This window comes from Flavobacterium tructae, assembly GCF_001853485.1.
Lineage (GTDB): Bacteria > Bacteroidota > Bacteroidia > Flavobacteriales > Flavobacteriaceae > Flavobacterium > Flavobacterium tructae.
Genome location: NZ_MIKE01000011.1, coordinates 837,131 through 860,188 on the forward strand (window position 1 = coordinate 837,131; position 23,058 = coordinate 860,188).

Annotated in this window: 23 protein-coding genes and 1 pseudogene; 9 read left to right on the forward strand and 15 right to left on the reverse strand. The window is 36.2% G+C overall.

The features are described from left to right. Positions 1-42: 42 nt before the first annotated feature. A complete protein-coding gene (locus BHE19_RS05565) occupies positions 43-2,103 on the forward strand; it encodes a M13 family metallopeptidase (RefSeq protein WP_070906270.1) in 2,061 nt (686 codons plus the stop codon). A gap of 53 nt (positions 2,104-2,156) precedes the next feature. On the opposite strand, the gene BHE19_RS05570 is transcribed toward BHE19_RS05565, so the two are convergent. From BHE19_RS05570 to hemB, 3 genes are all read right to left on the reverse strand, one after another. Continuing rightward, positions 2,157-2,603 (reverse strand): GyrI-like domain-containing protein, encoded by a 447-nt coding sequence (locus BHE19_RS05570; protein WP_070906271.1) that lies wholly within the window; start codon positions 2,601-2,603, stop codon positions 2,157-2,159. Positions 2,604-2,677: 74 nt separating this feature from the next. After that, a complete protein-coding gene (locus tag BHE19_RS05575; protein WP_070906272.1) occupies positions 2,678-3,079 on the reverse strand; it encodes a c-type cytochrome in 402 nt (133 codons plus the stop codon). Between the two features lies 1 nt (position 3,080). Beyond that, positions 3,081-4,073, reverse strand: a complete 993-nt coding sequence (hemB, locus tag BHE19_RS05580; RefSeq protein WP_070906273.1) for a porphobilinogen synthase — start codon at positions 4,071-4,073, stop codon at positions 3,081-3,083. Positions 4,074-4,393: 320 nt separating this feature from the next. Between hemB and BHE19_RS05585 the strand changes: the two genes are divergently transcribed. Then, positions 4,394-5,026 carry a hypothetical protein gene (locus BHE19_RS05585; protein WP_070906274.1) on the forward strand — a complete coding sequence of 211 codons (633 nt, stop codon included), beginning with the start codon at positions 4,394-4,396 and terminating at the stop codon, positions 5,024-5,026. Between the two features lie 3 nt (positions 5,027-5,029). After that, on the forward strand, positions 5,030-6,844 hold the full coding sequence (locus BHE19_RS05590; RefSeq protein ID WP_070906275.1) for a hypothetical protein: 1,815 nt from the start codon (positions 5,030-5,032) through the stop codon (positions 6,842-6,844). 71 nt (positions 6,845-6,915) lie between these two features. Here BHE19_RS05590 and BHE19_RS05595 read toward each other — a convergent pair whose 3' ends face one another. The 11 genes and pseudogenes from BHE19_RS05595 to hemA form a co-directional block, all read right to left on the reverse strand. Continuing rightward, positions 6,916-7,803 (reverse strand): fructose bisphosphate aldolase, encoded by an 888-nt coding sequence (locus BHE19_RS05595; RefSeq protein WP_070906581.1) that lies wholly within the window; start codon positions 7,801-7,803, stop codon positions 6,916-6,918. Positions 7,804-7,857: 54 nt separating this feature from the next. Further along, positions 7,858-8,799 carry a DUF4421 family protein gene (locus BHE19_RS05600; protein ID WP_070906276.1) on the reverse strand — a complete coding sequence of 314 codons (942 nt, stop codon included), beginning with the start codon at positions 8,797-8,799 and terminating at the stop codon, positions 7,858-7,860. Positions 8,800-9,101: 302 nt separating this feature from the next. Further along, entirely contained in the window at positions 9,102-9,566 is a 465-nt protein-coding gene (tnpA, locus tag BHE19_RS05605) for an IS200/IS605 family transposase (protein WP_070906277.1), read from the reverse strand. A gap of 114 nt (positions 9,567-9,680) precedes the next feature. Continuing rightward, entirely contained in the window at positions 9,681-10,613 is a 933-nt protein-coding gene (hemF, locus tag BHE19_RS05610; protein WP_070906278.1) for an oxygen-dependent coproporphyrinogen oxidase, read from the reverse strand. Further along, positions 10,603-11,154, reverse strand: a complete 552-nt coding sequence (locus tag BHE19_RS05615; RefSeq protein ID WP_070906279.1) for a GNAT family N-acetyltransferase — start codon at positions 11,152-11,154, stop codon at positions 10,603-10,605. The genes hemF and BHE19_RS05615 overlap by 11 nt, the downstream gene beginning before the upstream one ends. Next, positions 11,154-11,534: a hypothetical protein gene (locus BHE19_RS05620; protein ID WP_070906280.1), complete on the reverse strand. Its 381-nt coding sequence runs from the start codon at positions 11,532-11,534 to the stop codon at positions 11,154-11,156. Before BHE19_RS05620 ends, BHE19_RS05615 begins: the two co-directional genes overlap by 1 nt. An 89-nt stretch (positions 11,535-11,623) precedes the next feature. Continuing rightward, positions 11,624-12,649, reverse strand: coding sequence for a uroporphyrinogen decarboxylase (hemE, locus tag BHE19_RS05625; protein ID WP_070906281.1), 1,026 nt, complete (start codon positions 12,647-12,649; stop codon positions 11,624-11,626). A gap of 58 nt (positions 12,650-12,707) precedes the next feature. Beyond that, positions 12,708-13,373: a uroporphyrinogen-III synthase gene (locus BHE19_RS05630; RefSeq protein WP_070906282.1), complete on the reverse strand. Its 666-nt coding sequence runs from the start codon at positions 13,371-13,373 to the stop codon at positions 12,708-12,710. Beyond that, a complete protein-coding gene (gene hemC / locus BHE19_RS05635; protein WP_070906283.1) occupies positions 13,373-14,296 on the reverse strand; it encodes a hydroxymethylbilane synthase in 924 nt (307 codons plus the stop codon). The genes BHE19_RS05630 and hemC overlap by 1 nt, the downstream gene beginning before the upstream one ends. Before the next feature lie 71 nt (positions 14,297-14,367). Continuing rightward, positions 14,368-14,773, reverse strand: a pseudogene (locus BHE19_RS05640) (GxxExxY protein). A gap of 147 nt (positions 14,774-14,920) precedes the next feature. After that, on the reverse strand, positions 14,921-16,171 hold the full coding sequence (gene hemA, locus BHE19_RS05645) for a glutamyl-tRNA reductase (RefSeq protein ID WP_017495823.1): 1,251 nt from the start codon (positions 16,169-16,171) through the stop codon (positions 14,921-14,923). Positions 16,172-16,398: 227 nt separating this feature from the next. Between hemA and BHE19_RS05650 the strand changes: the two genes are divergently transcribed. The 6 genes from BHE19_RS05650 (at position 16,399) to BHE19_RS05675 (ending at position 22,007) form a co-directional block, all read left to right on the forward strand. Further along, complete coding sequence (locus tag BHE19_RS05650; protein WP_017495824.1) at positions 16,399-17,271, forward strand: AraC family transcriptional regulator; 873 nt, start codon at positions 16,399-16,401, stop codon at positions 17,269-17,271. A gap of 241 nt (positions 17,272-17,512) precedes the next feature. Continuing rightward, on the forward strand, positions 17,513-18,526 hold the full coding sequence (hemH, locus tag BHE19_RS05655) for a ferrochelatase (RefSeq protein ID WP_070906284.1): 1,014 nt from the start codon (positions 17,513-17,515) through the stop codon (positions 18,524-18,526). A 36-nt stretch (positions 18,527-18,562) separates the two neighbouring features. Next, positions 18,563-19,111: a CopD family protein gene (locus BHE19_RS05660; RefSeq protein ID WP_070906285.1), complete on the forward strand. Its 549-nt coding sequence runs from the start codon at positions 18,563-18,565 to the stop codon at positions 19,109-19,111. Between the two features lie 142 nt (positions 19,112-19,253). Next, a complete protein-coding gene (locus BHE19_RS05665) occupies positions 19,254-20,669 on the forward strand; it encodes an ATP-binding protein (RefSeq protein ID WP_017495829.1) in 1,416 nt (471 codons plus the stop codon). A gap of 10 nt (positions 20,670-20,679) precedes the next feature. Then, on the forward strand, positions 20,680-21,462 hold the full coding sequence (locus tag BHE19_RS05670; RefSeq protein WP_070906286.1) for an enoyl-CoA hydratase/isomerase family protein: 783 nt from the start codon (positions 20,680-20,682) through the stop codon (positions 21,460-21,462). 146 nt (positions 21,463-21,608) lie between these two features. Beyond that, a complete protein-coding gene (locus tag BHE19_RS05675) occupies positions 21,609-22,007 on the forward strand; it encodes a hypothetical protein (RefSeq protein ID WP_070906287.1) in 399 nt (132 codons plus the stop codon). Between the two features lie 373 nt (positions 22,008-22,380). Here BHE19_RS05675 and BHE19_RS05680 read toward each other — a convergent pair whose 3' ends face one another. Then, entirely contained in the window at positions 22,381-23,034 is a 654-nt protein-coding gene (locus tag BHE19_RS05680; protein ID WP_070906288.1) for a metal-dependent transcriptional regulator, read from the reverse strand. Positions 23,035-23,058 lie beyond the last annotated feature (24 nt).

The following is a 23,058-nucleotide window of genomic DNA, read 5'->3' on the forward strand; positions in this document are numbered from 1 at the left end:
ATTAGAATATGTTTGTGTATATACTAAAAACTACAAAGAAAAATGATCAAACAATTACGAAAACCAATGTTTTGTGTTGTTTCTGCAATGGTTACCATTACCGCAGTAAACGCACAAAGTGCAAAACCAAAAGAGCCCGGTATCAATCTGTCTAATATGGATACCAAGGTAAGTCCGAAAGAAGACTTCTTTAAATATGTGAACGGGACCTGGTTAGACAAAACTGAAATTCCTGGTGATAGAAATTCCTGGGGAAGTTTCAATGAACTACGTCAGAAAACGGATAATGATGCACTTGCTATCTTAAAAGAAGCATCAAAAGATCCTAAGTACAAATCCAATACAGATCAGGGTAAAGCGATTGCTTTATTCAATACGATTTTAGATACTGTTGGACGTAATAAAAGAGGAGTTACACCGCTTCAGCCTTTCTTAAAAAAGATCGACGCCATTAAAAATGTAACAGATCTTCAAAACTTCTTTATCGAAATGCAGCCACAAGGCGGTATTGGTTTCTTTGGTGTTTTTGTGGGACCAGATGCAAAAAACAGTAACAAAAATACAGTTAACTTAGGTCCGGGTGGTTTAGGATTATCAGACAAAGATTATTACAACGCTGATGATAAAGATTCAAAAGAAAAACGTGAGAAGTATGAAGTACACGTTGCCAGAATGTTACAGTTTATTGGCGAATCTCCTGTAAAAGCAAAAGAAAGTGCCAAGCAAATTCTGGCTTTAGAAATCGAATTGTCTGCTCCAAGATTAGACCGTGTAGAGCGCAGAGACCGTAGAAAACAATACAATCCAACAGCAATTGCTGATTTAAAAAAGAACACGCCTTCTATTCAATGGGAAAAATATTTTACCGGAATTGGAATGGCAAAATTGGATAGTGTAAATGTGGCGCAACCGCGTTATATGATCGCTTTGGAAAAGACATTTTCTGAAAAGAAAGTAGAGGCATGGAAAGAATACTTAAAATGGTCTTTATTAAACAGAACTGCTTCGACTTTGACTACAGATATCGAAAATGCTAATTTTGATTTCTACGGAAAAACGTTGACAGGTGCTTTAAAACAACGTCCTCGTGAAGAAATGGCGTTACAGGTAATTAATACTGCAACCGGTGAAGCCTTAGGAAAATTGTATGTAGAGAAATTATTCCCTGCTGAAGCAAAAGACAAAGCAAAGAAAATGATTGCTAATGTAATGTTAGCTTACGAAAACAGAATTAATGCATTGCCTTGGATGTCACAACAGACCAAAGTAAAAGCCATTGAGAAATTGAAAAAACTAACTATTAAAATCGGATATCCTGATAAATGGAAAGACTATTCAGCTTTAGAGCTTAAAAATGTAGGGGAAGGCGGAACGTATTTTGACAATATGAGAAGTATCTCAAAATGGGCTTATGCTGAGAACCTGGCTAAATTAGGAAAACCGGTTGATAAAACAGAGTGGGGAATGTCTCCGCAAACGGTAAATGCTTATTTCAACCCATCTTACAACGAGATTGTTTTCCCGGCAGCGATCCTTCAACCGCCTTTTTACAATTATCAGGCAGACGAAGCCGTGAATTACGGTGGAATAGGAGCAGTAATCGGACACGAGATTTCTCACGGGTTTGATGATTCAGGAGCACGTTACAATGCTGATGGTAATCTTGTAGACTGGTGGACACCGGAAGATTTAAAACAATTTACAGCTCTTGGAGGAGCTCTTGCAGCACAATACAGCGCTTTAGAGCCTTTACCAGGAATTCACGTAGACGGTAAATTTACTTTAGGTGAAAATATTGGTGATTTAGGTGGAATAAATGCAGCTTACGATGGATTGCAATTGTATTTGAAAGCCAATGGAAACCCTGGATTAATTGACGGATTTACGCCAGAGCAGCGTTTCTTTATTTCATGGGCTACGGTATGGAGAACGAAATCGAGAGACGAGGCTATAAAAAGCCAGGTTAAAACAGATCCGCATTCACCTGGAATGTACAGAGCTGTAGTGCCAATTCAAAATGTTGATGCTTTTTACAAGGCTTTCGATATTAAAAAAGGAGACAAAATGTACATTGATCCTGATAAAAGAGTTAAAATCTGGTAACAGAAAAACCATAAAAAACGGCGCTAATTTTAGCGCCGTTTTTGTTTTTGTATTTATGAGATCGCAATATAGATATCAACTTCTGCATCTTCAGGATTTTGAGCCTGTTCTCCGTAAATTTCAAAATCTTCGGTATAAAGCCTATCTAAATCCGAGTTCCAAATTTTCATCCATTCGTTAATCACAATGCCGTCGGCCAGATTGCCTTTGGCAGTAAACTTTTGGTAATGAACTCCGGAGATCGTTTTGGCAACCATTCCTTCCGGAATAAGAGTTAGATTTTCTACTACACAGCCCAATATTGTGGTATAAGGACGTGTATAATCCTTTTCATAGTCCGTATAGATACAATAGATCGCATTACTAGTTTTATTGGGAATTTTTTGAAGAATTCCTTCTGACATAAATCGATTCCAAAGTGCCGGAATATCTGTTCCCGATTGGCCATTTTCGTTAGTCGTTCTTATTGAAATACCAATCACATTGAATTTTTGTTCCATCTTACATGTTTTTTATTAAGCTGTAAAGGTAAAATGATGCAATGACAACAGTATGTCAGCAGGAAACGATAATCTTACTTTAAATGGCTGTAAATATAGGTTTCAATCGCTTTTAGTTCTTCATCCGACATCGCCTGTGTTACCGGAAAATTAGTCTTCATAACGGCAAACTGACTCGGATCAACAATAGGGTCAGCTTTTCCTTTCAGGAAAGTAACAATGTCTCCGTTTTTGTCTTTGTATATTTTGGCTATTTCCTGAATACTTGGGCCAATTACTTTTTTGTCCGGCTGATGACAGGAGAAACAGTTTCCCTGTCCTTCAAAAATTTGTTTTCCAAATTCTTCCGGAGTTTTGGCTTTTGCTGTTTCTCCTTCTGAATAAGCTTCCGTTGTAGTTTCAACTGGCGTTTCTGCAGTTTCTTTTTTACAGGATGCAAACGCTAAAATGGCTGATAAGAATAGTATTTTTTTCATGTTATTTGTTTAGTAGTACTGCTGCTTCTTTGGCAAAATAAGTTGTGATAATATTGGCACCCGCACGCTTAATGCAATAAAGTTGCTCTAACATGATTTTGTCGTGATCTAGCCACCCTCTTTCTGCTGCGGCCTTTACCATAGCATACTCACCAGATACCTGGTAAACAGCAACGGGTACCTGAACAGTGTTTTTTATCTCACGAACAATGTCTAAATAAGCGATTCCCGGTTTTACCATAACGATATCTGCACCCTCTTCAACATCTAATAAAGCTTCACGAATTCCTTCAATTCGGTTGGCATAATCCATCTGGTACGTTTTCTTATCTTTTGGGATATTTTGAGAATCTACAGGAGCAGAATCTAAAGCGTCACGAAATGGCCCGTAAAACGCCGAAGCATATTTGGCACTGTAACTCATGATTCCCACATTGTGATGTCCGTTTTCTTCCAATGCTTTTCTAATGGCTAAAACCCTTCCATCCATCATATCACTTGGCGCAACAAAATCGGCTCCCGCTTCTGCGTGACTTAAACTCATTCGGGTTAAAGCATCAACCGTAGGATCATTCAGAAGCTGTCCGTTTTCTATAATTCCGTCATGACCATAAATTGAATAAGGATCGAGAGCCACATCCGGCATTACAATCATTTCAGGAACAGCATCTTTTATTGCACGTATGGTTTGCTGCATCAAACCGTCTTTGTTCCAGGCTTCGACACCTTTATTGTCTTTTAAATGATCGCTGATTTTTACGTAGATGTTCACCGCTTTAATTCCTAAATCCCAGGCTTCTTTTACTTCTTTAATCGTATTGTCCAGAGAATGACGGTAAATTCCCGGCATAGACGGTATGGCTACTTTTACATCTTTTCCTTCAGTAACAAACATCGGAAGCATAAAATCCTGTGGACTTAAACTAGTTTCACGAACTAAAGAACGAATGGATTCATTGGTTCTTAAACGGCGGTTTCTTTGTAATGGGAACATAAAAATTTAGATTTTAGATTTAGATTTTAGATTGCAACCGATTTCTTCGAAATATGATGGAGAATCCTACTTTCTAAAGTGTATTGTTTTTTGTTTTTTTGAAGATTGTGCTACTTTTTAATAAGTGCCACAAAGTTAAAGAAAAAGGAACAGAATAAGGCGTTTAGCCCCCGGTAGAATCCGTTAATATTATCTAAAAATTTGCAGAATATGGCAGTTATGTCTTCGTTCGTGAAGTTTCAAAAAGCAATTGGGGATGTAAATTTAGAATTAACTTTCAGGCTCTGGTTTTTTTGAATATTTACCTATAAATTTGTCTAATGAAGAAATTTCTCGCATTATGCTGTTGTTTACTGCTAACCAGCTGTTTCGAAATAACAGAAAGAATCAAACACCATGACGACCAAAGTGGAGAGTACACACTGATGGTTGACTTTTCGAAATCATGGTTTAAGACAAAATCGGCCATGTGGATGGAAGAGGTTGATGGTGTAAAAATCCCAAACGAACAGGAAATCACCAAAAAACTGGAAGATTTTAAAGTCAAAGCCTTAAAAATTGACGGTATTACCAATATAACCACTAAAACTGATTTTGATCAGTATGTTTTTATTATCAAACTCAATTATGCCAATCTGAAAGCACTCAATGCTGTTGTTAATACGATAAACAATCAGAGCAATCAAGTTCATTTTAGCAGCAATGCCAAAAGTTTTGAAAGGATCGCCTCTTATCCAGTTCCTGAAAAAGTAGTAAAAGATCCAAAGAAAAAGGAAGATCTGGAAGCGGCAAGTATTACAGCGATTTACACTTTTGATAAAGATGTTAAGGCCGTAGAGAATCCGAACAGCAGAATTTCACAAAACAAAAAGACCGTTTTCTTAAAACAAAGTATGTACAGCGTACTTAAAAAATCGGCCTTAATGAACAATACAATCCAATTAACCCCTTGATTTATGAAGCAATTTTATATTTTATTTTTAGTATTAGCCACACATTTGACTTTTGGACAGCTCAATTCAAAACCCTACGATTATTTTGTGCAGTTTAACGGAGATCAGCTTTCGAAAAAAGTAAGCGTTGATCAAATAGTAAATCATCCGCTAATTAGTAAATACAAAGAAGGTAAAGCCAGCCTCGATCTTAAGAAATATGCAGCCCTCTTTAAATTGGATCAAAAGATAACCGTTCATGGTAACTTCACGGACAGTATTCCGTATTATCAGGTGACGCTTCCGATCAAAAACAAAGAAGCAGTGAAGCAGTTCTTAATTGAAGAGCATACAAAGAATAAAAACACAGATTCAGTTGAGGTTCCCGTAATTCAGGATTATGGCAAATACGCTGTTTTTACACCAAAAAATCAAAAGACTTCATTTGTCTGGAACGATAATTATCTGGTGTTGGTTGAATTGACTAAAAAATACAAGCCAAAATCATACGACTGGGAAGACAGAACGCAGGATTCTATTGCGATAGATGAACCTTATCAGGAAACTTCAACGGAAACAACAGAAGAACCTGCGCAATCGGCTGAAGAGGCTGCGGCTAGTGCTGCAAAAGAAACAGAAGAAGCTGTAGCGGTGTCTAATGCAGCATACGAGAAAGCAGAGGCTGATTTTAATCTTTTGCAGAAGGAACAGCAAAGCCTTTTTATCAAGTCACTATTCGAAAATGGATTCACCGCACCTGTTTCTGAAAAAATAAATGGGGCAGCCGATATTTCGTCCTGGCTGAATTACAGTTCGGCTATGACCAGTTTAAATTCAGCTTATGGTCTTTTATCGAAATTCACCAGTTATAATAAGTTTTTACCCATGCAGAATAATGCGGCAAATATGGTAAAAGGAATTAATCTGGATTTTTATTTTGAGAATGATAATGCCCGTATTGAAGAAGTGATTGAATATGCTGAACCGATGGCGCAGATTGTTGGGAAAATGACGGACAGAAAGATTAACAAAAATATTTTCAACTATTTTCCGGATGAAAACCCATTAGGATATATGTCTTATCATATCAATACTAAGGCGGCACTGGAAAAATTTCCAACGTTAGTGGCAGATTTATTTCAAAGTCAGTATTTAGTAAAGGAAGATTTGACGGTTATTACGGATTTAATTTCGACAATCGTAGATGAAGAAGCTACTGCAACGCTTTTTGATGGTGATTTAAGTATGTTTTTATATCATGTAAATGAAGTTGAGGTGACTAAGAAAGTATATGGATATGATGAAAATTACGAAGAGAAGATAACAGAGGAAAAAGTGAAGAAGAACATTCCGTTATTCTCTATGGTATTTACCTCGACGCATCCTACTTTTGGTGATAAGTTAATCCAATTGGGACTTCGCAAAAAATTCCTGGAGCAAAAAGGAGATTTTTATGAAATTTTTGGAACGGAAGACTATGGGACTATTTTTATCAAAAAAGACAAAGATGTGGTTTTGATAGCCAATACTTTAGATTATTTTAATGATGGAAAAGGACTTTTTGTTAAGGAAGCAAAAAAGGAGTTAAAGAAAAATTACATCTCCGGAAAGTTAAATTTTACAAGAGCATCATTTTCTTATGAGAATTCAGGCAAAGCAAAAGGGAAAGATTCAGAAAAATTGAAACGATTGTCAGAGCAGTTTAGTGATATTGCCGTACAGTCTCCTAAAAAGCTGATCGATAACAAATTAAAATTTGAGTTGAGATTAAACGCTTCAAAATCAGATAAAAATGTCATTCTGCAAACGTTGGATTTAGCAGAAGAATTGAGTAAATAATCTAAAGCTCGATATAAAACTAAAATCCCCGAAAGAGATCTGATCTTTTTCGGGGATTTTTTATTCTGATTTTAGAGGATCGATGCCTCATAAATTCCGTTAATGGATTTTTCAAGTTTTGAATTAAATTCATCATCAGACTGACCAAACGTTAGCCCTTCCGAAAGTGCTCGCGAGAAGCTGGCAATCAATCCGTGATTTAGGGCCAGTTTTTGGTTGGCCTCTTCCTGCGCATAACCTCCGGACAATGCCACTACACGTACCACATGAGGATCGGACATTAATTCTTTGTAAAAATCATTTACGGTTGGAATCGAAAGTTTCAGCATCACTTTTACTTCTTTGTCCAGTAAATTAAGCTGCCTGATGATTTCTGCTTTTAGAATTTCTTCTGATTTTTCTTTGTCAGCGCTATAAATATCTACCTCAGGTTCAATAATTGGTACAAGGCCTTTGTTAAATATTTGAAGTCCTACTGCAAATTGCTGTTCAACGACTTCGCGAATTCCAGTAACATTGGCTTCTTTGATTACAGATCGCATCTTGGTTCCGAAAATATTGCGTTCTACAGCGCGAGTTAACAATTCGTTCAGATTAGAAATGGGTTTCATGAGTTGTACCCCGTTTTCGAGCTCAGCAAGACCTTTGTCTACTTTTAGAAAGGGAACGATATTTTTATGCTCCCACAAATAATCAGCAGTCCATTGCCCATCGATTTTGCGGTCCATCGTATTTTCGAACAAAATAGCTCCCAGAATATATTCGCTGCTAAAGGCGGGACTTTTAATAATTCGGGTTCTCATTTCATGTACGAGGGTGTACATTTCTTCTTCGGTTGTATAACTGTTTTCCTGTACACCGTATTGCGCTAATGCTTTTGGTGTACTTCCGCCACTTTGATCTAATGCAGCAATAAATCCTTTTCCGGTTTGCATGCGGTTCAATTGTTCTTTATTCACATTTGCCATACTATTTTATTTTAGATTTTAGAATGAAGATTTTGGATTAAAAAATTACAAACCTATTTTCTGATTTACTTTATCGTAAACTTCTTTTATTTTTTTGGGTGGATCAAATCGGTAACCGGCAGAAAGTTTTAAAGTGGCAACATTATCATTCAATCGCGGATTGACTTTATCGTCCTGGGCAAAACTTACTGTATTAATGCTTGCAAAAGCAAAGAAACGGTCATTATTGTAGGCCAGTTTTAAATTAAAATCTGCTTGATACAGCGCAGATGAATCGCCGTCAATATCATTAATTCCAACTCCTAAAGCAATTCCGGCACCAATTAAAACGCGTTGACTAATTACAAAATTATAAAAATAGGAGGGTGCTATCGAAAAAACATAGATATCGGCGTTTGAAGAATCCGGTGTATTGTTTAGATTGAGATTGGTATAATAAAAAGAAAAAGTCGGAATAAAACTTCCGGAGCTTTTGGTCTGCCATTCGTTTTGGCTTACCAATGTTTTAAAAGAAAACTTAGGATTGAAAACATAAGCCGTAGATCCGCCAATTTTCGTGGTGCGCATATCGGGCAATTGCGCCATTATATTATCATCACTGATATAAAATCCTTTCTGATTGATAAAAGTAAAGGACTGCATCCATTTTTTATAGTAAAAACGGGTATTGAAATTAAAATGCTTGGAATGGGAATCGCCTTTATTTTGGCTAAGAAATTTTGGAGCGAAACCAACAGAAACATCAATGATTTTATAATTCAGATTAAAACCAATCTGTTCTCTTCTATTCGGAGTAAGATTAAGAAATGTTTGTGAACCCTGTGGGCCTGAAGCAATCTGAAAACTATTTGAAGTGTCTATATAATAAACGCTGCCGGTAATTTTATCGTTATAGGATTTAAAATAAGGATTCCGCAGTGAATCGTTTTGAGCAAAACACCCTAAAAAACTTCCGAGAAATACGATATAAATCAGTTTTAAGTTCATTGGTTAAAAATTGCAATTATCTGATATTGGTTCAGAATTTAACAAAGGGGAATTATCATTTTTTAATAGGTCACCCCTTCGGGGTTTAAAAACTAAATCTACAAAAAAATATACAAATATGTCGTCCCGTTGGGACTCTGATATGGATCATTTAAAAAAATCTATAAAGATGTCGTCCTGTTGGGACTCTGCTATGTATTGATTTAGAATTTTTTTGAGGTATTGTATTCGTTTTAGAATTCTATTATTTTTTACAGAGCTCCGAAGGAGCAGCATATCTATAGCATGTTTGTAATGATATATTATTCGTTAACATCATCAAATAAATATTCGTTTTTAAAATCAATGTTAAACAATTTTAAAAAACCGATATATTCCTTTTTGAATGTTTTTGTTTTGTGATGCTCTTCTTGATTTTCAATATATCGTATAACATTTGTCAAATGGGAATGGCTATATGAAAAGGCCCCAAATCCGGTTTGCCATTCAAATTTTCCATTAACCCACTTCCTGTCATTTATGAATTTTGAAGAATTTGCTTTAATATCTCTTACTAAATCCGATATTGACTTATCCGGTTTTAACCCGATCAGGATATGAATATGATCCGGCATTCCGTTAATAGCAATTAGTTTTTGACCTTTATTACTAATAATGCCGGTCATGTATTTATAGAGTTCGTCTTTCCAATTTTTGGAAATCAGATTTTGCCGGCCTTTAACGGTGAAAACAATATGAATGTATAATTGAGAATAGGTGCTTGCCATACTAACAGATTTTTATAGAGATCATCCTTATGGGTTTAAAGACTAAATCTACAAAAATCTATTGACGGGATGTTGTTTTTTGAAAGAAATTTTCTACAAAAAAATAAATAGACTCTATTGCAATTCAATCCAGTCAACAGGATTCTCTAACACCTGAATCAATTTTTCCTCAACACTTCCGGCTTCTGCGTGATGATCGTAAACCCATTGTACATGTGGAGGTAAACTCATTAAAATACTTTCAATTCTTCCGTTGGTTTTCAAACCGAACAATGTGCCTTTATCATGAACTAAATTGAATTCGACATAACGGCCACGACGGATTTCCTGCCAGTTTCTGTTTTCGGCTGTGTATTCCAGATTTTTTCTTCTTTCTACAATTGGAACATAAGCTTCAAGGAAACTGTTGCCTACTTCGGTTACAAAATTGTACCAGTCTTCCATTGACATGGTTTCGGTTGCTTTGCAATAATCAAAGAACAAACCACCAATACCTCGGGCTTCGTTTCGGTGCGCATTCCAGAAATAGGCATCACATTGCTTTTTATACTTAGGATAAAACTCTGGATTATGCTTGTCACAAGCCGTTTTACAGGTCTGATGAAAGTGAATAGCATCTTCTTCAAACAAATAATAAGGCGTAAGATCCTGTCCGCCGCCAAACCACTGCTGAATTATTTTTCTTGGACCTGTACTAGGCGAAGACGAAGTATCGTACATTTCAAAGTAACGCCAGTTCGCATGAACTGTTGGAGCCATTGGGTTTTTAGGATGAAGAACCAGACTTAATCCGCAGGCAAAGAAATCGGCTTCGTCTACATTAAACATTTTCTGCATGGCTTCCGGCAGTTTTCCGTGAACAGCCGAAATATTGACACCGCCCTTTTCGAAAACGGTTCCGTTCTCGATTACACGTGTTCTTCCGCCGCCGCCTTCAGGGCGTTTCCAAAGATCTTCGCGGAATTTTGCAGTTCCGTCAACGGCTTCTAATCCGGCACAAATCTGATCTTGTAATTGTTGTATGTAAGCGTAAAATTTATCTTTCATGGATATTGTATTCTGATTTGAGTAATCCAAAGTAAACAACATCTTCTAATGTTCCGTCACTGTTTTTAAATTCCTCTCTTAATATTCCTTCTTGTTTAAAATGATGTTTTAAAGCAATCTGCTGACTTGCCTTGTTGATTTTTGAGGTACAGATGAATACTTTATTCATATTTAAAGTATTGAAGCAAAAATCTAAGGTTTCGGAAACCATTTTTGAAGTAATTCCTTTTCCCTGATAATCTTCATCAACAAAATAACCCAGCTCACATTTTGAAATGCGATTGTCAATGCTTTTGATGCACAAATAGCCAATTAATGCATTGGTTTTGTTATCTCTTGGATAGAAAAAGTATCCTTCTTTGTGATTTTCTTTGTCTTGGTTGAAAGCAAGAAACTGCTTTGTTTTTGCGAGATCCGGACAGTAAGAAAGTGTGACCGGAAATGTTTTTTGAATGTGGTTTCTATTCTTTTCGATGAGGTTGTAAAATTCCTCAGGAAGAATATTGGCAATCGTATTTGTTTTCCAATCTGTAAAAACCATTAGGATCTGTTTTTGGCCGAAGCAATTTTAGTATTTATCCCGAAAGAAAAAACCTTACTTTCTTGTTGGATATATTCATAAACAGCCAAAGCTTTATGGGTAAAATTATGATTTTCATCCTTAGAGAATTCGATTAAAATATCTCCGAATTGCTCTAAATGTTCCCAATCAAAATGAAGCTTCATTAATAATGTGATCAAATCTTCATTTTTTTGAGAGGATAAAGTTTCAAAATCTAGCCCGATTTCTTTCAGCTGATTTTCAATATTTTCTTTTTCCGTATTATTCAAAGGATAAGGAACAAAAACAAGTGATCGTAACGTCTTGAGGACGTTATCAATTCTTATTTTTTCTTCGTCTCTTAAACCTTTGTTCAGCATTTTTTTAGTTTTTGGTATCAGTCCCAGTTTTCGGTCTCAGTTTTCAGTTTGCCGGCAGGCAGCTGAAAACTGAGACTGCGTACTGAAAATTAGTTTCCGTATTCTTTAACCGCGTCAATAAACGCTTTAGCGTGATCTACAGGGATATTTGGTAAAATTCCGTGACCTAAATTTACGATATATTTGTCTTTTCCGAATTCGTCGATCATTTCGTGAACCATTTTTTTGATGGTTGGAATTGGAGAAAGCAACCTTGAAGGATCAAAATTACCTTGTAAAGTAATATTTCCACCTGATAAATAACGAGCATTTCTAGGAGTGCAAGTCCAGTCTACACCAAGTGCTGAAGCTTTACTTTTACCCATTTCGCCTAAGGCAAACCAGCATCCTTTTCCGAACACAATAACAGGAGTAACTTCTGCCAATGCATCAATAATTTGGTTGATGTATTTCCAGGAGAATTCCTGATAGTCAACCGGAGAAAGCATTCCTCCCCAGGAATCAAAAATCTGAACCGCATTAACACCTGCTTTTACTTTTTCTTTTAGGTATAAAATCGTCGTATCTGTAATTTTTTGTAATAAAGTGTGTGCTGCAATCGGGTTTGAAAAGCAAAATCCTTTAGCAGTATCAAAACTTTTAGAGCCTTTTCCTTCAACAGAATAACAAAAGATTGTCCACGGTGAACCAGCAAAACCAATTAATGGCACTTCGTCGTTCAGCATTTCCTTAGTTAATTTAATGGCATCAAAAACATATCCTAAAGTTTCATTTACATCGGGAACAAAAACCTGATTCACCTGCTCCATTGTACGAATAGGATCCGGAATAATTGGACCTAAATTGTCTTTCAATTCTACATGAATACCCATTGCACGTGGAACCACTAAAATATCAGAGAATAAAATAGCAGCATCAGGAGCAATTCTACGGATTGGCTGAACGGTAATTTCGGCAGCCAGTTCCGGAGTTTCACATCTGGTGAAAAAATCATATTTATCACGTAAAGCTCTAAATTCCGGTAAATATCTTCCGGCTTGACGCATCATCCAAACTGGTGGGCGTTGAACGGTTTCTCCTTTTAGTGCTTTTAAAAATAGGTCGTTTTTTAACATAAGGTTTATATTTTAAACCCGACAGGTTTTTAAAACCTGTCGGGTTTGTTTATTGTTGTTATTTATATTCTTGTAAAACATCCTCAATGACATCTTCAACCGTTGGCTGATCTGCAATAACGATATTTTTGGTAATTTTTTCTAAAGCCTCTGCAGTAGTTTCACCAATGCAAAAGCAGGTTTCTTTTTTAATCGAATTTTCTTTCAGATAACTTTGTACACCTGATGGACTGAAAAACAGAATAGCATCAACGGGAGTCTTTATTTTCTGAGGGGTCAAAGAAGTATTATAAACCTGAATTTCATTGAATTTTATTTCAGCATCTTTTAAAGCTTTTGGCAATGTTTCTCTGCGAAGATTTCCGCTGAAAAAAGTATAACTTTCACTGCGGTATATTAAAGTAATAATTTCGGCTAAATCGGCAGCATAACCAGTGTAAGCGACAACATTGAATCCGTTTTCTGATAAGAGGATCTTGGTTTTTAAGCCAACGCAAAATACATTTTTACTTTTCAGTTCTTCCGATTTGGGATGGGAGAGAACACTATGAACGGCATTCTGACTTGTAAAAATCAAATTATCGTTGAGGTCTTTTATTTCGAAAGGTTTGTTTTCGGTTTGAATAAAATCGGCTTCAATAACTTCAAGATGAGCGGTTGTTAAGGCTTGTCTTTGCTCTGTTGAAAGCTTTTTTGTGGATAATATTTGAATTGATTTACTCATTATTTTTTCAAAGATTCTTTAATGGCTTGCATCAATTCTGTTCCGCCGTTGTTTAGAATTTCCTGAGCAGCAAAGAATCCCAGTTTTTTCCACTCTCCAATTTCAACAGTCTTGTTGATTTCCAGTTTTTGTTTTCCATCAACCGAAAGTAAAACACCCTGAAAGTGAAGTGTGTCCTCTTCTTCATTATAGCGAACCAAAGCTCCGATTGGTGCCGTACAACCCCCTTCAAGAGTTCTTAAAAACTGGCGTTCGATATAGGTGCAAATTTCAGTTTCAATATCGTTTAATTGTGAAAGAGCTTCAAGGGCATAGTTGTCATTTTCCATAGCGACAACCACCATGGCCCCTTGTGCCGGTGCGGGAATCATCCAGTCCAGATCGATATAATTTTCCGGTTTTAAGTTGATACGCTCCAAACCTGCTGCAGCAAAAACAGCCCCGTCCCAGTTGTTGTCCTGTAATTTTTGCATACGGGTATTAACATTTCCGCGTAAATCGACAACAGTATGATTAGGGTATTTGTTGAACCATTGCGCCTGACGACGTAAACTTCCGGTTGCGATTGTACTTGGATTGGCAAAATCAGGATTTCCTTTATGAACCAGAATATCAAGAACATTGGCTCTTTCTAAAACTGCTGCCTGAACAATACCTTTTGGTAAAGCTGTAGGTACATCCTTCATCGAGTGAACGGCAATATCTACGTCACCATTTATCATAGCAACATCTAACGTTTTGGTGAAAATTCCGGTGATGCCAAGTTCGTAAAGCGGTTTGTCAAGGATAATATCACCTGTAGATTTTACTGCAATAATTTCGGTTTTATAACCCAGATCGTTTAGTTTTTTCTCGACCGTGTGTGCTTGCCAAAGTGCCAATTCGCTATCGCGGGTTCCAATTCTGATTGTTTTTTCTGCCATTTTTATATTTTAACCATTAAGATATTAAGGTTCATTTAGCTTTGTGTTGATTTTTTAAGCTAATGAAGCTGCTAATCTATTAGTCTTGCAAAATAATCATTTACAAGTGGTTTCATTGATTTTGTTATATTTAGAGTATTGAAATTAATTAATAGTCCTTGAGGTCTTTGCAATAATTTCATATAAGTTAAAAGTTGTGCTTCATGAATTGGTAATAGATTTTCTATTGCTTTCAGTTCAACAACGACACAATCATTAACAAGAAGATCAATTCTTAAATCAGATTCCAACTCAAGATTATAATATTCTATTTTAACACTCAGCTGCTGTTTAACATCGTATCCATTTTGTTCTAATTCATATTTGAGGCACTTTTCATAAATGCTTTCTAACAAGTCCCGGGCCTAAGGCTTTATGCACTTTTATAGCAAAACCGGTAATTTCGTAAGCCAATTGAGTTACCTCCTTTTTTGTCATAGAACTTTTTGTATTTCAACGATTAAGATATTAAGGTTCATTAAGCGTTGTGATTAATTTAAGAAAGTTAAGTTTCAAATCAGTTTTGCTTAATTCCCTTGACAAAGCTTGGATTAATGAATCTTAGATATCTTAATGGTGAAAACCTTAAGATGCTTTTATTTTGAAGACTTTCTCGATCCATTCGATGCTTTCATCAACCATGGTGTCGTCGTCTTTTAAGTGATTGGCAAAATGAGTAGTGATTTTCTGGATGATTCTGTTACTGATAATCTCAGCCTGTTCCTCATTAAAATCAGCAATTTTTCTGCTTTGAAAATCTAATTCCGAGTTTTTAATCGCGTTTAGTTTTTCTTTCAAAGCATTAATGGTAGGAGCAAATTTACGGCCTTTAGTCCAGGTTATAAACTCTTCTTTAACTTCTTCTATAATGGCTTCGGCAGCAGGAATATGCAGTTTTCTGTTTTCCAGCGTTTCATCTGTCAACTGTGATAAATAATCCATGTGAATCAAGGTCACGCCTTCTAACTCCTCAACATTTTCATTAACGTTTTTCGGAATAGATAAATCCAGAATCAATAAAGGTTTTTTAAGATTCAGGATCGCTTTGTCAACCGTTGGGTTTTGAGCCCCGGTTGCTACCACGACCACATCAGCTTTTTGAAGCTCAAGATGTAATTCGGAGTAATCTTTAACAATAAGATTCAGTTTTCCGGCTAATTTCTCTGCTTTGTCTTTCGTACGGTTGATTAAGGTGATGTGTTCGTTTTTAGTATGTTTTACTAAATTCTCGCAGGTATTTCTCCCTATTTTCCCGGTTCCGAAAAGCAGAATGTTTTTGTTTCCGATATCTTCTACATTTTTAAGAATGTATTGTACCGAAGCAAAAGAAACCGAAGTGGCTCCTGAACTGATTTCTGTTTCGTTCTTGATTTTTTTACTCGCCTGAATCACGGCGTTTACGAGTCTTTCCAAAAAAGCATTGGCTAAACCCATTGATTTCGAATGGGTAAAACTGGTTTTGATTTGAGAGATAATTTCAAAATCACCTAAGATTTGACTGTCTAAGCCGGTTCCTACGCGAAACATGTGATTGATCGCTTCCTGATTTTTATAAACGAATCCTACTTTCTGAAAAGCATCAACAGATCCGTTACTATTATCGCAAATTAACTTTATTAATTGAAAAGGATGTTCTGCAAAACCGTAGATCTCGGTTCTGTTGCAAGTCGAAGTGACAATTAAACTTTCTATTCCCTCTTTTTTAGCCTGTTCCAACAAATGTGTTTTGGCAACTGCATCCAGACTAAATTGACCTCTGACCTCAGCATCAGCTTTTTTATAACTCAGACCAACTGAATAAAAATAAAGGTGTTTCGGTACGTTATTGTTTTCCATAAATTCACTTTCATAAAAGTGCAACAAAATTATCATTATAGTGTTTAGAAAAATAACGCTAAAAGTACTTTTTGTATCGCTACATGTTTTTTTGTTTCTAAACAGCTGTTTTTATGCAAAAAGAAGTATTTTTGTAGCAAAATCAAGTTGTTAGAAAAGGTTTGTTTAGAGTGATTCTAAATAACATTCTCTGTTTACGCTAATTTTTGTTTCAAAAAAATATCGCTATGAGTTCTCAGGAAATTATTAAAATCGAAGATGACTTTACGCTGATCCGTTTTCAAAACGACAGTTCAGAGCTCTTTTTGGGGCAGCATGAAGTAGGTAGTGGTCTGATACAGTTTCATTTCGGGATAAAAGGCAACGCTAAATTTTTGTTCAATCAGGGGACTTATGCTCTGGAATTGAAAGAAGAAAAATCGCTCCTTTTGTACAATCCACAAAAAGAATTACCATTGAATTTAGAACTTTCTCCAAATTCCTGGGTGATTTCGGTAATCGTATCGATCAAAAAATTTCACGCGTTGTTTTCTGCTGAAGCAGATTATATTACTTTTTTAAGTCCTGATAATAAGGACAAAAAATATTATAACGAAGGAAATATTAGTCCCTCTATGGCTATTGTGCTGAGTCAGCTGTTTCATTACAACCTGCATCCGTCCATAAAAAACCTTTATTATAAGGGAAAAGGATATGAATTACTGAGTTTGTATTTTAACCGAACCGAAGATCCAAATGCAGAACAATGTCCGTTTTTGATTGATGAAGATAATGTTTTGAAAATAAGACGAGCCAAAGAAATTATCATTGCAAATATGGCTGAACCACCGGGTTTGCAGGAACTGGCAGATGAGATTGGTCTAAACCTGAAGAAACTAAAAATGGGTTTCAAACAAATTTATGGCGATACAGTGTACGGATTCCTGTTTGATTACAAAATGGATTTCGCCCGAAAACTGCTCGATAGCGGTTCGTATAACGTAAACGAAGTTGGACTGAAAATCGGTTATAGCACAGGGAGTCATTTTATTGCGGCATTTAAAAAGAAGTTTGCTACAACTCCGAAAAAGTATTTGATGTCGATTAATGCAAATGTTTAAGTTTTAAACAACCGGAACGATAATAAAGTGCCAGGGCAATTTCAGAAATGAACTTGAAAGAATATGCAAAATCTGCGTGAAAATTTCTAACGAATCAATTTTTGATATTAGACAATAAACAAAAAGTAACATTTATCATATTTCTAAAAAGCTGCAAGCGCTACTTTTGACGAAATTTTTTAAAACAAACATATTAAAAGCTTAAAGCTTAGAGCTTAAAGCCTAAAGCAAAAAAAACATAATGAAAGGCGTATTATTAGTAAACTTAGGATCTCCGGAAAGCCCGGAACCAAAAGATGTAAAACCATACTTAGACGAATTTTTAATGGATAAATACGTGATCGATGTTCCATATTTATTAAGAGCTTTGTTGGTTCGTGGTATTATTTTAAGAAAAAGACCGGAAGAATCAGCACATGCTTATGCGAAAATATGGTGGGATGAGGGTTCTCCTTTGGTCGTGCTTTCTGAAAGAATGCAAAAAAAGGTTCAGCCTTTGGTAAATGTACCGGTGGCTTTAGCAATGCGTTACGGAAGTATGACCATCGAAAAAGGACTTCAGGAATTGCATGAAAAAGGTGTTACAGAGGTATTGCTTTTCCCTTTATACCCGCAATACGCGATGGCTTCGACTTTGACTATTTTAGTTAAGGCAGAAGAAATTCGTAAGAAGAAATTTCCACAAATGACTTTTACAGATGTTCCTGCGTTTTACAATAAACCGGATTATATCAAGAATCTGGCTGATTCTATTCAGAAACATTTAGTTGGTTTTGATTACGATCATTTATTGTTCTCGTACCATGGAATCCCGGAACGTCATATTCGTAAAACCGATGTGACGAAATCACACTGTAAAATTGACGGATCTTGTTGCAATACACCTTCACCTGCGCATGATTTTTGCTACCGTCATCAATGTTATGAAACAACCAGGCAAGTCGTGAAGTTATTAGGACTTCCTGAAGACAGGTATAGCTTAACATTTCAGTCACGTTTAGCGGGAGACAAATGGCTGGAGCCTTATACTGATGTTGAAATTGATAAGATGCCAGCAAAAGGAATCAAAAATTTGGCGGTTGTAACACCAGCTTTCGTTTCGGATTGTTTAGAAACTTTAGAGGAAATCGCAATGCGTGCCAAAGAAGATTTTGAAGCAAACGGAGGTGAAGAGTTTTTGGCAATACCTTGTTTGAATGACGACGACGAGTGGTGCCAGACAGTTGGAAATTGGATTAACGATTGGGCGAAATAAAAAATAGAATAAAGAGTAAAGAAAAAAGACTTTATAATGGAGTACTACAATTACTTAAAATCACTACATCTTATATTTGTAATCACTTGGTTTGCAGGATTATTTTACATCGTGCGTTTATTTGTATATCAAATAGAAGCCAGTGAAAAACCGTCTCCCGAAAAAGAGATTTTACAGGCACAGTACAAAATAATGGCCTATCGTTTGTGGTACATTATTACATGGCCCTCAGCTATATTGGCCAGTATTTTTGCTTTTTGGATGCTGCTTTTTACAGATTTGGGTAACGCTTGGCTTAAAATGCCCTGGATGCATGTAAAATTGTGTTTTGTATTTCTATTGTATCTCTATCATTTAAAATGCCATCAGATTTTTAAACAATTACAGAATGATGAGGTGAAATATTCCAATAACTTTATGCGTTTGTGGAATGAAGGCGCTACCATCATACTATTTGCAGTAGTTTTTTTAGTAGTTTTAAAAAGTGCCATCAACTGGATTTTTGGTGTGATCGGAATTATTTTATTCTCAGTTCTGATCATGTTAGGATTTAGATTTTATAAAAGAATAAGAGAGAGGAAATAGTTTTTTAGTTTCAGGTTTCAAGTTTCAAGTTGCCAATCGTCAAGAAACCTGAAACTTGAAACCTGAAACAAACAAAACAAAAACTATGTTTAACAACTTCAAAATGTCTATGCTTTCGCTGCGTGTCAGGATTTTCCTGTCGATGATTGTATTGATTGTTGTGGCATCGTTTTTATTAGCTTCTATTTCTATTATTCAGTTTAAAAACGAAGCAAAAGAATACCATCAGGAACGTTTGGAACGCAAAGAGAATGCGGTGAAGGAACACATCAATTATGTGCTTTCCACGACAACATATCCTTTAAAAACTGCCAATCTGGATTTAATTTTTAAAGATAAAATTCACGAACTGGCTCAGATTCATAAAATCGAAATCAATATTTACAGTCTTGACGGAAAATTATTGAAGTCCTCAAAGGAGTCTTTCGCCGTTGATAAAGTTGCTCCTCCAATTCCCGAATACATTCTGAAATTAGTGCGTTCTTCTATCGAAAAACGTTTTGTAGATATTAAAACCATTGATGGTGTTAAAAACAGATCGTCTTACAGTTTGATTAAAGACGAAAAGTTCAAACCGTTGGGGATTCTAAACCTTCCCTATTTAGAAGACGACGGGTACTACGACAATGAGCTGAATACCTTTTTGATTCGTTTAAGTCAGGTATATTCTTTCATGCTTATTGTGGCTTTTGGATTGGCTTATTTTTTATCGACTTATATTACAAAATCACTTAAAACAATTTCGGATAAACTGGAAGAAACTAATTTAGACCAGAAGAACGAGAAGATCGTTTTAGAAGCTAACAGTAAGGAAGTCAATTTCTTAATAAAGGCTTATAACGGAATGGTCGATAAACTGGAGACCAGTGCTATAAAATTAGCTCAAAGTGAACGTGAAGAGGCATGGCGCGAAATGGCGAAACAAGTAGCCCACGAAATCAAAAATCCGCTTACACCGATGCGTTTGACTGTGCAGAGTTTTCAACGCAAGTTTGATCCAACTGCACCGGATGTTAAGCAAAAACTAAATGATTATTCAGAGACCTTAATTCAGCAAATCGATACCATGACAGCGGTGGCATCGGCATTCTCGAACTTTGCTTCGATGCCGGCACAACAAAACGAAACCTTAAACGTGGTTGAGGTTGTGGAGCTTGCTTTAGATATTTTCAATGAAGATTATATCGTTTTTGAAAGTGAAGAGGAGGAAATTATCTCCAAGATGGATCGTACACAATTGATACGGGTTATCACCAATCTTGTTAAAAATGCGACACAGGCAATCCCGGAAAGTCAATTTCATAAATCGATTGTAGTTACTGTAAAACGTATAGACGACGATGTTGAAATTGCTGTAAAAGACAACGGTATCGGGATTCAGAAACAGGATATCAGCAGAATTTTCGAGCCAAAATTTACCACAAAAACAAGTGGAATGGGACTTGGACTCGGAATTATCAAAAACATCATCGAAAATTACAAAGGAACAATTACCTTTGAATCAACTTACGGAAAGGGAACCACATTCAGAGTTTCTTTACCGATAACAAACTCATAAAATTAGCATCATGAACTACGAAAATATTTTAATCTCAATAGAAGAAAGAATTGCGACCGTAACCATCAATAGACCGACCAAATTAAATGCGTTAAACAAAGCTACGATCAGTGACTTAAGTAAAGCAGTGAAGTTGTTGGGTAAAAATGATGATGTTCGTGTTATCATTATCACCGGAAGTGGGGAGAAGGCATTTGTAGCCGGAGCTGATATTTCGGAATTCGCCAATTATACCATCATCGAAGGAGCGCAATTGGCGGCAGAAGGACAGGAAACTTTATTTGATCTTATTGAAAATTTGAAAAAACCTGTAATTGCGGCTGTAAATGGTTTTGCTCTTGGTGGAGGATTGGAATTGGCAATGTCTTGTCATTTCAGAGTAGCCTCAGACAATGCTAAAATGGGCTTGCCGGAAGTAACTTTAGGATTGATTCCGGGTTATGGAGGAACGCAGCGTTTACCACAATTAGTAGGGAAAGGCCGCGCGATGGAAATGATTATGACCGCTGCTATGATTGGTGCAGAAGAGGCCAAACAATACGGTTTAGTGAATCATGTAGTGCCACAAGCAGAGCTTTTGGATTTTACTACCGGAATCGCTCAAAAAATTATTAAAAATGCACCATTTGCAATTGGTAAAGCCATTAAAGCGATCAATGCGAACTATACCGATGGTAAAAATGGTTTTGATACCGAGATTAAATCATTCGGAAAATGTTTCGGAACTCAGGATTTCAAAGAAGGAACAACGGCATTTTTAGAAAAACGTAAAGCTGAATTTACTGGGAAATAAGTTATTCCACAAAGTCACACGAAGACAGCACAGAGGTTCACAAAGAAAACTTATATAAATCTTTGTGCAACTTTGCAATAAAATGATAGACTGAGGTTTTAAAAACTTAGAACCTCAGCATCTCAGAACCTTAGAACCTTAAAAAAATGTACGAACCAATATTTGCCCTTTTTTGTGAACGAGTTAAAGAAAGCATCCAGGCGGGAACTTTCGCAAAATTGACTTTGGCCAAAACAATGGGAGATACCGAGATTAAGAATATTTATTTTCGTTTAGTTTTGAATGAGGATAATACCTTCTCTATTTCTTTAACAACCAGATACAAAACCGAAGAAATTGAAAGCGTTCATACCTTAGACGAAGCCCTATTGGTATTAGGAACTTATATTAAAAATCCATTTTTAACAGCTTTATTGTTTACCACAGATAATGACTTGACGTTTAAGGTGAACAAGAAGAATGCTGGAAGTATTATCGAACAGCCACCGACGTTTAAAAACGCTTCTCCGGTTATGCTGGAAATGATCGAGAAAGGGATCGTTTAAAGTATACTATTTATCGTTACGGTTATTGTGTAGAGAAATGGTTTGAAGCAAAGGCCTCGTTCCGATGGAACTCTATTGTGTTTTTGCATTTTTTGGGTCAACGGATTAAAATCCGTTGCTACAATATGTTCCGTTCCTTTGGAACTTTAATGGTATGGTGTGTTTCCAGATTATCGAATTAAAATCTATTGCGATATCATTTGCCATTTCTCTGAAGTTATGATTAAAAGAGAGCCATAGGCTCGTTCTTTAATTTTGTAGGGATGGATTTTAATCCGTCCAAACGATAAATTCCCACAAGATTGAGAGCCCGTAGGCTCGGCTCATTTATGGAGATCTAAAAAATCTTTATCCATTAACGAATAACAAACCTCTAAACCAGCTTGACAAACAAGTTAGACGCAATTTTATTCGAAATAGACAATTCCCGTCCATCAACCTTAATTTTAACGGATAAATCAAACGATTCTTTCGATAAAAGATCAATTTTAGAACCCAAAGCAATTCCTTGTTTGTCCAGATACTTTAAAAACTCTGAGGAAGTATCTTTTACACCCACACAAACCCCGGTTTGATATTCTGTTAATTCTGAAAGCAATTGTTTTTCGATTTTAACAATCCGTCCGTTGGCATCGGGAATCGGGTCTCCGTGAGGATCTTCGGTCGGATTTCCCAAAAAGTCATCCAGACGATTAATCAGTTGCTCGGATTTGATGTGTTCCAGCTGTTCGGCAATATCATGAACTTCATCCCAGGAAAAGTTGAGTTTTTCTACTAAAAAGACTTCCCATAAGCGATGTTTTCTAACGATCATTTTGGCGGCCAGCTTTCCATTCTCCGTCAGCGAAACACCCTGATACTTTTTATAGTTGACTAAATCCTTCTCCGACAATTTTTTAAGCATATCAGTAACTGATGAAGCTTTAGTTTCCATCATTTCAGCAATGGCATTAGTGCTCACTTCAGCATCGTTTGAAGCTGTAAGGTGGTATATGGATTTAAGATAGTTTTCTTCTGAAAAAGTCATTTTTTTTGAGGTTCTAAGGTTCTG